Here is a 13,141-nt window from a genome sequence, read left to right as displayed (position 1 = left end):
TTAAGATGGTTCATCTGTCTAAAAATAGCATGACTTCAGCGGTCTAGCAACTGTGAAACATAGTTTAAACAGGTGAATTTAAAATTTGAAACGTTTATTCATAAAGCGTTATCATTCCGATGAATGCTAAATTCACAACAATGATACAGAAGTAAAATTAAATTGAGACAGAATCAATGAGCCTTATATTACATTCTGGAAAGTAAAATGAGATGAATGAAGAACTAATACGCAATAGAGGAGGCGGAGCGGATGAGTATGATTCGAATCAGAGCCCTAGATGAGGCGCATGTTCACATTGTGAATGATGCAAATGATCCTTTTCCAATCATCGGACGGATAGTTCCCAGTTACATAAACGGTCAATGGTCTTATGTTGAAGAGCTAGATGTCGTGACGAAAGAAACCTCATTTCCAGAAGACCGGATTGATTGGACGCAGTATATCGAACATGACAATCGAATCGTCTTTTTAGCGATGGACGCTGATGAATGTGTCGGACAAATCCGACTCGTGAAGGATTGGAGTCGCTTTGCATACATTGAAAATATCGCGATCCGTCAAACATATCGTAAGCGTGGGATTGGACAAATGTTGATCGAAACAGCCGAACAGTGGGCAAAAGAGAAACGGATGATTGGTTTGTCGCTTGAAGCTCAGAACGATAATCTCATTGCTTGTCGTTTCTATGAAAGACAGGGATTTCAACTTGGTGGCGTCGATTCAACAAAACAATATGCAAATCCACAAATTGAATTGACCTTGTACTGGTACAAGATTTTTAAGGAATAGGGAACTTCAGTCAGAGCAATTTTTTGCTCTATTTTTCACTAGTTTACATAACATATATTATCAGTAAAAATAATATCTCATCTCATTATATTAGTATACTTATGATAGTGAGATGAGATTTGAATTTAAGACGTATGCGTATACCGGATCAATGTGACGCCATGTTCTGGTTCGAATTCGGCACTCGGTTCAAATCCAAGTTTCGTATACAGACGCTTCGCCGGTCCGTTATGCTTGCCCGTATGCACGTAAATCAACTTTCCTTTGTGAATGCTCAATATGTGTTCGAGTAACGTCGTCGCCAGTCTCGCCCGAAAGTATGTCGGGTCGATACATAGTTTCGTGATTTCAACAGTTTTCTCAGATGCTTCCACCGTGACAAACCCAATCAACCGCTCCTCGATATATAAGCCATAACTCGTGCCTGGTAAGTTTTGAATGACATCAATCGTCTCATAGCGCGCTGGGATTTCGTCAAACCCGAGCAGTTCCGCTTCGACCGCATAAGCGTTACGTTGAATCTCGAGCATCTGTTGGGCTTGCTCAAATTGATGAATGGCAACTTCTTTCAGCTGCATGGTGCAACCCTCCCGTTAACGGATAAACTTTCTCGCCTGCTTCCGTTTCGCCCGTTTCAACGCCAAATAGAGCCGGTGTGTCCCTTTGAGTGGCGGACCATGCCCTACGAAGGTAAGGAGTGGTGACAAGTCCACTAGGCGCTCCGCGCTCTCGACGGCAACGGACCGATTCCATGTCGCGAGTCCTGGTAATGGGAATAACGGCCGAACATCTCCCGCCACCGCTGCCCCTCCCTGAGTTTGAAAAGCGTCACCTGCAAATAATACCCGATTTACCTCGTCATAGTACGCAATCGACCCTGGTGTATGACCCGCTGCATCGAGGACACGTAAACCGAATAACCGCTCACCAATATCTAGTACCGCATCCGGTGTAGAACGAATCGTCGGCAAAGAACCACGAATCTTGTTCTGCTCTTCTTCCTCTAGCGACCGATCTCCCGATAAGAGGCGGGCATCACGTCGGGAGATGAAGAGTTCAGCGAGCGGATGTTCTGCTTTGATCGCGTCTACCCCACCGGTATGATCCCCATGAGCATGCGTTAACAATATCGCGAGGAGTGGCTTGTCGAGTTCGGCGATATACGATAGGATATCGGTCGCGTTCCGCTCCAGCGCCGTGTCGATCAAGACGAGTCCGAGCTCATGCTCAAACAGTTGAACGTTGATTGGCAGTACGGGAGCATAAAAGGTCAGTTGATGGATATGTCCATATCGTCTTACTTGCATCATTGAGCCTCCTAGTCGAATAAAGTGGTCCAGTCTTCTTCTTGCCAATGCGCGTCAAAGCACATATGAATCTGTTCGATCGTATTTCGGGCAAGGGAGAGCTCAGGTAAATCGTCTCGTTCAAAGAAACCGACGTCACTCGTCTCCACGCCGGCGCTCCCCTCCCCGTCACCAATCAGTGCACACTCGATGAAAAGTTTGTAATAATGCTCCGAGAGAGGTGGGTGTGGATGTTCATGCATATCGAACAAGGCGAGCAACCGTACTGGAATCACATCCAGGCCAGCCTCTTCCTCTACTTCTTTGATGATATTCGAGGCAGGAGAGCGATTCACTTCACAGAAACCGCCGGGTAAGGTCCACAACCCATCTGACCGCTCCTTCACGAGCAGGATTCGGTCATCTTTGAAGATGACGCCTCGTACATCAAGTTTCGGAGTCGGATAACCGTCCACATGAACGAGTTGTAAGATGGCCTCGTTCGATAAGTCCGAGTGCCGTTCATACATCTCTCTTACGATTTCTAGTAACTCTTCGTACCGTTCTCGGTCATATTGATCACGCGTGAACGTCAGACCGGCCTGAGACAGCGCCTGAATCCGTTTCGCCCACGTAAGCCATTGAGACATATAGATCCCCCTATCTTTTGTCCTACATGTCTTTTTCGGCAAATCGATGCATTCTTCCTTTTCAGAACTCACATTCTCTGACTTCAGTTTTCAATCACGTATACTAAAAGAAAATGGAGGTGAGATGTTGAGGATACGCTATGAATTAATCAGATTCAGAAAAGATCTCGCACGTTATACCATGTCCGACTTGCGATACAAGCATGCCCCGAGCATCTGGTCCTTTGGACAAATGTTTGACCATCTCATTTTGGTCGCAGAGGAGTATTTAGAAGAGGCCGACCGCTGCCTACGTGGTGAGGGTGAACTCGGTGGAGAGAAGACGTCTTTTGGAGAAAAGTTGTTCGAACGGGGAGACTTTCCACCGATAAAAATCGAGCTCCCACCTGAGATGAATCAACCACCGAACAATACTGACTCGAAAGATCGATTGCGAGAACGCATGACCATCTTAATCTCAAAGATGGATACGTTGGAATCCCGTTTGAACGATGCAGATGACAATCGAAAGACGCTTCACGGTGGGTTCGGCTGGCTGAATGCGAGAGAATGGTTCAACCTCATCGAGATGCACACGCGGCACCATCGACGACAACAACACGATCTAGAGACATGGCTACGACAAAAAGACCTGTGAACGGCGAATCAGCCAAATCACAGGTCTTTTGATTAATCGAGATACACGTCCTCGATTTCACCGAACGAGTCTTCGTCAAAGACGAACGAGCCGTTGGCATAGCGATCGAGTAGCGTAAGGGTTTTTGTCTTTACTTGTTTTGCTTTTTCTTTTCCGACGATATGAAGCGTCTCATCCCCATGCACCGGAAGCACACGACGGATTTGGTGCGGTTTTGATTTGACCTCACGAATGAGCATCGTCCCCCGAAGGTTGCGGTTCGTACAGTCGAACTGGTCCTCGAGCTTCATCTTCTTGACCGCTCCCCGTTGCGTCACGAGAACGAATAATGGTGGCGTGAAGAAGGAGAAGGCATCGGCGACGAGGTCACCGTCTTTCAGGTTCATCGCCTTCACACCGGCTGCCCGCTGCCCGACGACAGGGACATCATCCTCTTTGAACCAGAGCCCGTATCCACGCTCTGAAACTAGGAACAACTGCCCTGGACCGTCACTGATCCCGGCGAAGACGACCTCGTCGTCACCTTTCAGCTTCAAGGCCATGAGTGGTTTCGATTTCCGCTGCGCGTCGTAGTCGCGTAACGGTGTACGTTTGACCATCCCGTCTTTCGTCACGAAGAGGCAATGGGCGTCCGTATCAAACGTCGAGACGACGTCTGCCGAGATAACCTGTTCCCCTTCAATCGGAACGAGGTTGGCCACGTGTTGTCCGGCATCCTTCCACTTCGATTCTGGAATCTGATGGATCGGGATGAGGAGGTAGCTGCCCTTGTTCGTCCAGACGAGCAAGTGGTCCGTCGTCATGGCTTGTGTGGTAAGGAGTGGACGATCCTTTTCTTTCATCTCCGGTAAAACGTCACTCGACGCTCCATACGAACGCATCGAGGCACGTTTGACGTACCCGTCACGGCTGACGAATACCATCGTCTCTTCGACAGCAATCATAACTTCCGTCTTCAGTTTTAATTCCTCAACTTCCGACTCGATGACCGAACGACGGTCATCTCCGAACTCGTCACGCAATGCCGTAAGTTCTTTCACGATCAACTTCCGTTTTGTCGCGTCCACGTCGAGGATGTTTGAGAGGCGGGCAATCTCTTTTTGGAGCGCCTTTGCTTCTTTTTGCAACTCGACGATGTCCGTATTCGTGAGTCGATACAATTGGAGCATGACGACGGCTTCGGCTTGTCGTTCCGTGAATGAGAACCGCTCCATCAGTTTCTTCTTCGCGTCCGCCTTGTCTTTGGCGGAACGGATCAATTCGAGTGTCTCATCGAGGACCGAGATGGCTTGTTCTAAGGCATCGACGATTTCAGCACGTTTCTTCGCCTGCTCGAGTTCGAACGTCGTCCTGCGCGTCACGACCTCTTCGACATGCTTCAAATAGGCATCGATGATTGGGATGATTCCCATCTGCTTCGGCGTCCGGTTCACGATCGAGACCATATTATAGTTATAGGCGAGCTGTAGGTCCGTATGTTTCAAGAAGAAGTGAAGCACACCTTCTGCGTCGGCCTCTTTCTTCAATTCGATGACGACCCGAAGTCCCGTCCGATCTGTTTCGTCACGGACTTCTGCGACGCCTTCGACCTTTTTATCGAGGCGGAGCTCTTCCATTTTTTTGACGAGGTTCGCCTTATTCACTTCATACGGAAGTTCTGTGATCGTGATCTGTTCACGGCCACCTTTTAATTGCTCAATCTCGGACTTCGCCCGGATGATGACCTTCCCTTTACCGGTCTCGAACGCCTTTAGGATACCGTCTTTACCCATGACCGTCCCCCCGGTCGGGAAGTCAGGACCTGTGACATACTCGAGCGCATCTTTAGCGATATCGACCTGGCCATTCAAACGTGCGATGGCAAGGTTGAGGACTTCTGTCAAATTATGCGGTGGGATCTCCGTCGCATAACCGGCTGAAATCCCTGTCGTTCCGTTCATGAGCAGGTTCGGGAGGAGCGACGGCAAGACGAGCGGTTCTTCCGTTGAATCGTCAAAGTTCGGCGTGTAATCGACCGTATTCTTCGCAATTGACGTCAACATGACACCCGCAATCTTCGAGAGACGGGCTTCCGTGTAACGCATGGCCGCCGCCGGGTCACCATCCATCGATCCGTTGTTCCCATGCATGTCGATGAGCGGATACCGGAGTTTCCAATCTTGCGAGAGACGTACCATCGCCTCATAGACGGACGAGTCACCGTGCGGGTGATAGTTCCCGATGACGTTCCCGACCGTCTTCGCAGACTTCCGATACGGCTTATCGTTCGTATTCCCCTCGTGGTGCATCGCATATAGAATCCGGCGCTGTACAGGCTTGAGTCCGTCACGTGCGTCCGGTAAGGCGCGGTCTTGGATGATATATTTTGAGTAACGCCCGAACCGGTCTCCAACGACCTGTTCGAGAGATAGGTTTAAAATGTGTTGAATCGTCGACATTGTTACATCACTTCCTCAATCGCTTTAGTCACATGTTCATTGGCGATGATCGAATCATCTTCCTGGAGTCCGAAGGCGACGTTCTCCTCAATCCATTCACGACGGTGCGTGACATTGTCGCCCATCAGGACAGACACACGCTTATCCGCAACGGCCGCATCGTCGACTGTGACACGGATGAGTGTACGAGTGTCCGGGTTCATCGTCGTCTCCCATAACTGGTCCGCGTTCATCTCGCCAAGACCTTTGTAGCGTTGGAGGATATAGCCTTTCTTATACACTTTGACGAGCTTCTCGAGTGCCTCTTCGTCCCAGGCATAGTCGAACTGTTCGGACTTGCCTTTCCCTTTTGAGATGCGATAGAGCGGTGGCAAGGCAACGAACACGCGGCCCGCCTCGACGAGCGGTCGCATATAACGGAAGAAGAACGTGAGGAGGAGCACCTGGATGTGTGCACCGTCCGTGTCGGCATCCGTCATGATGATGACCTTGTCGAAGTTACAGTCGTCCAAATCAAAATCGTGACCGACCCCGGCGCCGATCGCATGGATGATCGTGTTGATCTCTTCGTTTTTCATGATGTCCTGGAGTTTCGACTTCTCCGAGTTGATGACCTTCCCGCGCAGCGGCAGGATAGCCTGGAACGTACGGTCCCGCCCTTGTTTGGCTGAACCACCGGCCGAGTCGCCCTCGACGAGAAAGAGCTCATTCTTAGCAGCATTCTTTGACGTCGCAGGCGTCAATTTTCCGTTCAAGATGCTCGAGCGTTTCTTTTTCTTCCCGTTACGGGCCTCTTCCCGCGCCTTGCGGGCCGCCTCGCGAGCCTGTGCCGCACGAATCGCCTTCTTGATGAGCATCGTCGCCATCTGAGGGTTCTCTTCTAGGAAAATCGTCAACTGTTTCGCCATGACGCTGTCAGCGCTCGCACGTGCCTCCGGTGACCCGAGTTTCGACTTCGTCTGCCCCTCGAACTGGAGGAATTCCTCCGGGATCCGGACCGACACGATGAGCGTGAGTCCCTCACGGACGTCGCCACCGTCGAGATTTTTATCTTTCTCTTTGAGTAAACCGTTCTTCCGTGCATATTCGTTCATGATTCGGGTCATCGCCGTCTTGGCACCGACCTCGTGCGTTCCACCATCGCGTGTCCGGACGTTGTTGACGAACGAGAGCACATTTTCGGAATAGGCGTCCGTGAACTGAAACGCGAGTTCGATCTCGATCTCATTCTCGACCCCTTCGAAATAGACGATTGGGTGGAGTGTCGCCTTGTCGTCGTTCAAGTATTGGACGAACTCGGCAATCCCTTCCTCGTAATGAAACGTCTCTTGCTTCTCCGTACGCTCATCAGTGAGCGTAATCGTCAATCCTTTTAAGAGGAAAGCCGATTCACGGAGGCGTTCGGCGAGCGTGTCATAGTTATACGTCGTCGTTGAGAAGATGGTCGCATCCGGTTTGAAATAGACACTCGTGCCGGTTTGGCGTGTCTTGCCTGTCTCAATCAGTGTCGTTTGAGGCACACCGCCGTCTGCAAAGGTCTGTTCGAACACTTTTCCGTCACGATAAATCGTCACGACGACCTTGCTTGATAGGGCGTTGACGACCGAAGCACCGACGCCGTGGAGTCCACCAGACGTCTTGTATCCGCCTTGTCCGAACTTTCCTCCAGCGTGAAGGACCGTAAAAATGACTTCTGGGGTAGGCTTTCCAGAGGCGTGCATTCCTGTCGGCATCCCGCGGCCGTGGTCACGGACCGTGATGGCATCGTCCTTATGAATCGTCACATCGATTTGACCACCGAACCCAGCGAGCGCCTCATCGATCGCGTTGTCGACGATCTCATAGACGAGATGGTGAAGTCCGCGATGGTCGGTTGACCCGATGTACATCCCCGGTCGTTTCCGCACGGCCGTGAGTCCTTCGAGCACCTGGATGGCGTCTTCATTGTAATTAAATAGATTTGTTGACATAGCAGTCACCTCAATTTCGAACACACGTTCGTTTTTCTTTCCTATTGTATAGCTGTTCATCGATTCTGGCAAGCCTCCCTTGTCAGCCATCGCTGAAAAAAAGGAGACCTACCAAGGAGGTAGGTCTTATCCGAGTAGACGAGCATGCTCCACGTACAGGCAGCGGTTCTCGATATAATCGAGCCCGGCGTCACGCACGATTTGCTCCGCCTCAGCACTTGAGAGACCGAGCTGATTGAAGACGAGCCCGACATCCCCATGTCGTACCGCATCTTCCGCGACACCCGCTAAAAATTCGCTGCGACGGAACACGTCGACGATATCGATTCTACCCGGGATGCTCTCGACAGACGGATAAGCCTTACGGCCGTTCCACTCCTCGAGCATCGGGTTGACAGGGATGACGGTATACCCGACACGAAGCAAATACTCCGCAATCTGGTTGGCCGTCTTGTTCGGGTTGTCGGACACACCGACGACCGCGATGGTCTTCGCTTCAGACAAAAGTTGCTTCAAACGCTGATCATCCATCCAAAATCCCCCTTTGGTTTACGTTTACAGTGTAACGTTACCTTCCTTCCTGTTTCAAGTCTTATTTTCATCATAAGGTATAATGATTCAACATTACAATTTCAAGACAAACCAATATGGTTTACATAACAAATTATTGTCTACCATTTATTTTGCTATAAAATCAATCGGTCGATTAACCACTCGATTGAGATACAATCACGCAATTCATGAACATTGCGTGAAATATCTATTTCACGCAATGATAGATACGAAAACAATACGTTTTTTGAGGCCACTTTATGGACTTTTATACAAATTTAATCATTGTTTCGTTATACTAAAAGAAAGGAGGTGTGTGATGGGAACAACCTATGAAACTCGTCGAGGAACACTATATAACGAACGAATTACTTTTTACGGCAATGTCATCGCCTGGTTGGTCCACTTCCTATTTTGCATCTTGTTTTATCGTTTGGATATGACTCTCTTATTCCTATCAAATGGCTTGAGTGTGATCTATTATACGATTTCATTCTACTTTGTACATAGACGGTGGTACGGCATCTTCTTTACCGGACTTTTTATCGAAGTCGTTTACAACGCCGTCATCTCGACCGTCATTCTCGGTTGGGAGATCAACATGCATTATTTCATCCTCATGATGGCCTATGGTGTCTTTTTCATGCCAAGCGTATCAAGAGGCCAACGCATCTTCACCACGGCCATTGCCATGCTGATTTATAGCCTTCTATTCATCTATGTATCTGACGGCATCGAGACCTTACCGATACAGATAGAACAAGCGCTCGGACTCTTTTGTATCCTATCGACCGTGATGATGATTGCAGGGCTCTCCTTTATCTTTGAGTCAGCCGTTGTCGAAGTGACAGATGAACTCGAACAATCTAATGAGCGATTGCAAATCCTAGCGTCTACGGATGGATTGACCGGACTATTGAACCGAAAAGTTGGGCATGAACAAGTTTCTAAAGCAATCGACAAAGCCGCTCATGAAGGCGTTCCGTATGCAATCGTTCTCGGTGACATCGATCGATTCAAATCATTTAACGAGACTTACGGACATGACTGTGGGGACCGGGTGCTACAACAAGTCGCCAGCATCCTATCCGACGTCGACGGCATTGTAGTCCGATGGGGAGGCGAGGAATTCCTGATTTTCTTTTCGAGTCCATGCGATAACTTCCTTACAATCGCCGAACAATTGAGACAGCAAATCGAGTCAATCCCTCTCTATTACGCGGGGGAAAGACTTCAGGTCACAATGACATTCGGACTTGCGGTTCGTACTGGTCACGATACGGTAGAAGAGATTATAAAAGAGGCAGATGACTTCCTTCGTGAAGGGAAGCGCAACGGAAAGAATCAAGTGAGAACCACATGAAGAAAGGGGCATTCCATGAGTATTTTCGGTCAACTTGGACAGCGGCAGACACCGACGACGACGAAACGCTTCGAGTTGAACGGGTTGCACCGACTACCCGCATTCATCCAACAGTTTTTTCATCATTTAGCAGCAAAGCACTACTCCAAACAGACGGCCCAACGCTATGTGTATGATGTTTTAGATTTCTTTCGTTGGGTCGAGCACGTGAGTGGTAGTGAGTTAGAGCCTGAAACGATTGACTTGGCATCATTCACAGAGATTGACCATGCCGGTGCAGAAGCGTATGCGACTTATCTTGCCCTCGATCTCGAAAACGCTCCAAGCGTCATCAATCGGAAGCTTTCAACGTTACAGTCACTCTTCAATTACTTAATCGAGACCAATCAAGCGACGGTGAATCCCTTTCAAACCGTGGAACGTCCGAAGCGCGGCAAACGGAATCCCGTTTATTTGACGGAATCGGAATGGCTCGATTTCTCGACGCTTGTACGTAGCAACGTCGGCATGACGAATCGCGAGGCGAGTTGGTACGAACTGAATCGTGCACGTGATTTTTTAATCATACAGTTATTCGGACTAACAGGTATGCGCGTATCCGAGCTTGCCGGACTCAATTGGTCCGATATCAATCTCGAGACCGGGACGATTCGGGTCATCGGTAAAGGGAACAAGGAACGATTGATCCCCATCGCAGGACCACTTCTTCCGCTCCTCTCTGAATATCGCCACGCGTCGAGCGAAGGTGCGGTGTTCCAAAATGAGAAGGGAAATCGAATCGCTGTACGAACGGTTCAACATATGTTGAAAGGTCATATTGACCGTTTGAAGCCTTACCTTCCGTTCTTGAGCCATAAACAGGTGACGCCGCATAAGTTGCGTCACACCTTCGCCTCACGTCTCGCGATGGGCGGGGTCGATGTGCTCACGATTCAGCAGCTTCTCGGACATGAATCTGTAGCAACGACACAAGTCTATGCCCATATCGGAGACGAACGGAAAAAACACGCAATATCAGGTTTACAATAATATGTTATGTAAACTATATATCCAAATATAACCACCACCTATATGATGGGTGGTGGTTATATTTATATGCTAGACATTGACAATATCAATATGGCATCATCGATGACCATAAAATAGGCATTGTCATATGCGAAACGTTCTTCAGATTTCAAATCGAAGATCACGACACCGCTCGTTAGCCCTTCCGTATATTCATGGACGAGATAGCGGTGACCGATGACGCGTTCGAACGGTTTCACATCGATATAACGCGCACCGGTTGCTAGGTCGATGACTTCTGAGTGCATATCCGTCTCATCAACTTTGATGAAAATCGTCGAACTAATATCATCGTATGTGAAATCAATCGGTTCATAGGCACCCCAATCGACGACCGATACTTCATGCAAGACATCGGGAGCCGTCAAATCATAGATGACCTCCTCATTCAACGCGTCAACAAATGCGGAGAATCGAAGCGTCCCTTCATTTTCTCCTAGATATTGGACCGTGTCCCCTTCCCCTTGGAGACGGAGAATATCATCGAATGGCAATTCATCCCGTTGATCCCATATCGCCTCGACCGCCTCTTCGAGTGGGCAAATCAAGAGTGCCTCGGAATGGTCAATCGGGTCGTCAGGAGAGATGTGCCCATCATCGAGTGCATTATAATAGTCAAACTCATCGAGTCTTGCGTTACAGACGATGTATGGAACACCAGCGAATGTGGTCGTAAACAAATATAATTCTCGGAATCGTTCCGTCTTACCGACGAGGCGCTCATCTCGAATACGCTCCCGTTGATTGGTCACCCGGTCATAAAGCCATGCTTCATCCGATGATTCAAACGCCGTCAAAAAGAGGAAGTAACGATGATCCAATACCCAGAACAATGTGCTATTCCCACGCTTCTCAAACGTCGTGATAACTTCTTCGGTGCCTGACTTGTAAGAGAAGGCGATCAATTCTGTCTTGACCACCCCTTCACCTTCCGGGACCTCATTTATAAAATAGACGATGTCTCCATCGACGAAAAGCTTGGGATAACCATAATCCGCGTACTCCCTCCGGTTCAATTGTGTGATCACGCCGTCCTCTTCGTCAAAGCGATAGAGCGAGAATGTCGTTCGATCCATCTTCTCGCGATAGTAGACAGAGGAAGGGGTAACGGCGATCACATCTTCATGATCGATTGGCATGGCTCGTGCGTCAACGATTCTCATAAAGCACCTCTCTCTTGTCCGGATTCAGCGGGTTCGACTGTAACAAGCCCAGGTGGTCGTTTCGGGAACGTGATCCGTAGATGAGCATATTCGATCACATCCTGATGCGGATGATTCTTGTCGATCCAGCGAATCCGTTGTTGATTCGCGAGGGCATGCCCGATCTTTTCTTCCATTTGGAATTTGGAGATGTCTCGAAAGGCGACTTCTTGAATGTATGTTTCCTCATCGGTCTCAAACTGTTGCCAGATCCCCATGATCAATTGGCCGAGGGCTGAGACACGCCGTTCAGGGAGCGTGATCGTCCCTAGTGTTCGACTCACTTCCTTCAGACACTCGTTCGGGTCGTCCGAGGCGGCAAATAGTCGTTTTGCCGTATTGTTCATGACGCGATAGCGACGTTTCCCACTTTCGAGCCTGAGCACCTGCGCGTACGGTTCAACCGGTACACCATGAAAAAAGGTTTCGGTCCCACCCCATGCGAATCCAAATGACGGATCGAACTTCCGGATTGTCTGCATGAAGGACATCATAAAGTCCTCGACTTCTCGCCTTTCGAGTCGAAGCCATTCGGCCAGGGCGAGGGTTCCTTTCTCTTTTGAAATCCGATCCACCGGGAAGAAGAGCTCACCATCCGATAGACGATGAGGTTTCAATTCGACACCGTCCGCACGATAATCGGTCGACGGCCTCCCTCCTCTCCCTGCGTAGATGACCCACTCATCCTCTGTGCTTTCGATGGCATAGGCTTGATGTGCCCACGGTGGCGTCACATATAAGGCGGGATACTCCTCGAAGGTGTCGAGGTGAATGTACGAACGGTCATTCCAAAGGTGGGCGACGAGGCGTACGACCTCCCCTGTCTCCGAATCTTTTGGGGCGATGTAATTTCCGGTATCTCCGATGAACGTCAAAATGTGAAAACCATACCCGTTATACAGGTGACGCACAATTCGTTCAAAGACGGCGGTCACCATGCGTTCAAATAACGGATGATCTTCATTCCGATTGAGCGTTGGCGAATCGACCGTACACATGAGCCAACCCATCCGCTCATATAGACGAACTCGGAGCGGATAAGAGATCAACGGAGAAGAACTCGCATGAATCTCAGTCAAGCGGATATTGGACATGTTTTCGACTTGCAAGGTGAAGCCGCTACGCCTTAACTGTTCCTCCATCTTTTTCTTCCAGTTGATCGTCTCCATCCCATCCACTCGCT

The 13,141-nt window shown here is 49.3% G+C and carries 12 protein-coding genes; 4 read left to right on the top strand and 8 right to left on the bottom strand.

What is annotated here, in order from left to right; genetic code table 11:
* The first annotated feature begins 252 nt into the window (after positions 1-252).
* A complete protein-coding gene (locus IRJ25_RS06455; RefSeq protein WP_159562319.1) occupies positions 253-792 on the top strand; it encodes a GNAT family N-acetyltransferase in 540 nt (179 codons plus the stop codon).
* 125 nt (positions 793-917) lie between these two features.
* On the opposite strand, the gene IRJ25_RS06450 is transcribed toward IRJ25_RS06455, so the two are convergent.
* Genes IRJ25_RS06450 through IRJ25_RS06440 form a run of 3 tightly spaced genes read right to left on the bottom strand, consistent with a single transcriptional unit; the run spans position 918 to position 2,728 of the window.
* A complete protein-coding gene (locus IRJ25_RS06450; RefSeq protein ID WP_012726325.1) occupies positions 918-1,370 on the bottom strand; it encodes a GNAT family N-acetyltransferase in 453 nt (150 codons plus the stop codon).
* Between the two features lie 15 nt (positions 1,371-1,385).
* Positions 1,386-2,099 carry an MBL fold metallo-hydrolase gene (locus IRJ25_RS06445; RefSeq protein WP_269317946.1) on the bottom strand — a complete coding sequence of 238 codons (714 nt, stop codon included), beginning with the start codon at positions 2,097-2,099 and terminating at the stop codon, positions 1,386-1,388.
* Between the two features lie 11 nt (positions 2,100-2,110).
* Complete coding sequence (locus IRJ25_RS06440; protein WP_196430736.1) at positions 2,111-2,728, bottom strand: NUDIX hydrolase; 618 nt, start codon at positions 2,726-2,728, stop codon at positions 2,111-2,113.
* Positions 2,729-2,852: 124 nt separating this feature from the next.
* Here IRJ25_RS06440 and IRJ25_RS06435 point away from each other — a divergent pair, with 124 nt between their 5' ends.
* Complete coding sequence (locus IRJ25_RS06435) at positions 2,853-3,365, top strand: DinB family protein (protein WP_269317945.1); 513 nt, start codon at positions 2,853-2,855, stop codon at positions 3,363-3,365.
* Positions 3,366-3,397: 32 nt separating this feature from the next.
* Here the strand turns inward: IRJ25_RS06435 and parC are convergent, their stop codons facing one another.
* From parC to IRJ25_RS06420, 3 genes are all read right to left on the bottom strand, one after another.
* Positions 3,398-5,803 carry a DNA topoisomerase IV subunit A gene (gene parC / locus IRJ25_RS06430; protein WP_214690891.1) on the bottom strand — a complete coding sequence of 802 codons (2,406 nt, stop codon included), beginning with the start codon at positions 5,801-5,803 and terminating at the stop codon, positions 3,398-3,400.
* Between the two features lie 2 nt (positions 5,804-5,805).
* A complete protein-coding gene (gene parE, locus IRJ25_RS06425) occupies positions 5,806-7,773 on the bottom strand; it encodes a DNA topoisomerase IV subunit B (protein WP_264093053.1) in 1,968 nt (655 codons plus the stop codon).
* A gap of 126 nt (positions 7,774-7,899) precedes the next feature.
* Complete coding sequence (locus IRJ25_RS06420) at positions 7,900-8,304, bottom strand: CoA-binding protein (RefSeq protein WP_074037001.1); 405 nt, start codon at positions 8,302-8,304, stop codon at positions 7,900-7,902.
* Between the two features lie 340 nt (positions 8,305-8,644).
* On the opposite strand from IRJ25_RS06420, the gene IRJ25_RS06415 reads away from it, so the two are divergent.
* Together IRJ25_RS06415 and IRJ25_RS06410 are read left to right on the top strand one after the other, a co-directional pair.
* Positions 8,645-9,688 (top strand): GGDEF domain-containing protein, encoded by a 1,044-nt coding sequence (locus IRJ25_RS06415; RefSeq protein ID WP_269317944.1) that lies wholly within the window; start codon positions 8,645-8,647, stop codon positions 9,686-9,688.
* Between the two features lie 15 nt (positions 9,689-9,703).
* Entirely contained in the window at positions 9,704-10,717 is a 1,014-nt protein-coding gene (locus IRJ25_RS06410) for a tyrosine-type recombinase/integrase (protein WP_269317943.1), read from the top strand.
* A 62-nt stretch (positions 10,718-10,779) separates the two neighbouring features.
* On the opposite strand, the gene IRJ25_RS06405 is transcribed toward IRJ25_RS06410, so the two are convergent.
* Together IRJ25_RS06405 and IRJ25_RS06400 are read right to left on the bottom strand one after the other, a co-directional pair.
* Entirely contained in the window at positions 10,780-11,919 is a 1,140-nt protein-coding gene (locus tag IRJ25_RS06405; RefSeq protein WP_269317942.1) for a hypothetical protein, read from the bottom strand.
* Complete coding sequence (locus tag IRJ25_RS06400) at positions 11,916-13,127, bottom strand: hypothetical protein (protein WP_269317941.1); 1,212 nt, start codon at positions 13,125-13,127, stop codon at positions 11,916-11,918. Before IRJ25_RS06400 ends, IRJ25_RS06405 begins: the two co-directional genes overlap by 4 nt.
* Positions 13,128-13,141: the final 14 nt, after the last annotated feature.

It is taken from the genome of Exiguobacterium sp. KJ 601 (genome assembly GCF_027161185.1).
Taxonomy (GTDB): Bacteria; Bacillota; Bacilli; order Exiguobacteriales; family Exiguobacteriaceae; genus Exiguobacterium; species Exiguobacterium profundum.
The sequence above is the reverse complement of the archived record's forward strand: the minus strand, read 5'-3'. Positions and strand labels throughout refer to the sequence as shown.

What these genes read in the sequence shown, in the direction of transcription:
- IRJ25_RS06455 (WP_159562319.1), top strand. Translation starts at nt 253, where the DNA reads ATGAGTATGATTCGAATCAGAGCCCTAGATGAGGCGCATGTTCACATT.
- IRJ25_RS06450 (WP_012726325.1), bottom strand. Translation starts at nt 1,370, where the DNA reads ATGCAGCTGAAAGAAGTTGCCATTCATCAATTTGAGCAAGCCCAACAG.
- IRJ25_RS06445 (WP_269317946.1), bottom strand. Translation starts at nt 2,099, where the DNA reads ATGCAAGTAAGACGATATGGACATATCCATCAACTGACCTTTTATGCT.
- IRJ25_RS06440 (WP_196430736.1), bottom strand. Translation starts at nt 2,728, where the DNA reads ATGTCTCAATGGCTTACGTGGGCGAAACGGATTCAGGCGCTGTCTCAG.
- IRJ25_RS06435 (WP_269317945.1), top strand. Translation starts at nt 2,853, where the DNA reads ATGTTGAGGATACGCTATGAATTAATCAGATTCAGAAAAGATCTCGCA.
- parC (WP_214690891.1), bottom strand. Translation starts at nt 5,803, where the DNA reads ATGTCGACGATTCAACACATTTTAAACCTATCTCTCGAACAGGTCGTT.
- parE (WP_264093053.1), bottom strand. Translation starts at nt 7,773, where the DNA reads ATGTCAACAAATCTATTTAATTACAATGAAGACGCCATCCAGGTGCTC.
- IRJ25_RS06420 (WP_074037001.1), bottom strand. Translation starts at nt 8,304, where the DNA reads ATGGATGATCAGCGTTTGAAGCAACTTTTGTCTGAAGCGAAGACCATC.
- IRJ25_RS06415 (WP_269317944.1), top strand. Translation starts at nt 8,645, where the DNA reads ATGGGAACAACCTATGAAACTCGTCGAGGAACACTATATAACGAACGA.
- IRJ25_RS06410 (WP_269317943.1), top strand. Translation starts at nt 9,704, where the DNA reads ATGAGTATTTTCGGTCAACTTGGACAGCGGCAGACACCGACGACGACG.
- IRJ25_RS06405 (WP_269317942.1), bottom strand. Translation starts at nt 11,919, where the DNA reads ATGAGAATCGTTGACGCACGAGCCATGCCAATCGATCATGAAGATGTG.
- IRJ25_RS06400 (WP_269317941.1), bottom strand. Translation starts at nt 13,127, where the DNA reads ATGGAGACGATCAACTGGAAGAAAAAGATGGAGGAACAGTTAAGGCGT.